The organism is Staphylococcus auricularis (assembly GCF_051172115.1).
Taxonomy (GTDB): Bacteria; Bacillota; Bacilli; order Staphylococcales; family Staphylococcaceae; genus Staphylococcus; species Staphylococcus auricularis_A.
Window position 1 is genome coordinate 1 of sequence record NZ_JBPIZN010000030.1, and the last position, 277, is coordinate 277.

1 protein-coding gene is annotated in these 277 nt (G+C 27.8%); it reads left to right on the forward strand.

Annotation, left to right across the window (positions count from 1 at the left end; all coding sequences use genetic code 11):
- Nucleotides 1-277 (forward strand): hypothetical protein (locus ACSBRB_RS10680; RefSeq protein ID WP_435032733.1); only part of this gene is annotated, 277 nt, incomplete at both ends.

Here is a 277-nt window from a genome sequence, read left to right on the forward strand (position 1 = left end):
GTAATTTACCAATTACAGGAGATAAATTAACTGTAATGTATTGGATAAAAGCTACATCAGTTTTTAATACGGAATTATCAGTTAATTCAGATATTACCCCTAATACGTTTCATATATTTCAAGATAATACTATTGGAAGAGGAACAACTATAAATGATAGAAGTACTGTATTAAATAGTAAAAGAACTACTACTGCTATAAATACTGGTGTGTGGTTTCACTTTGCAGTTGTATTTGATAGAAGTTTAGATGCTTTAAACTCAACAAAAGTGTATAT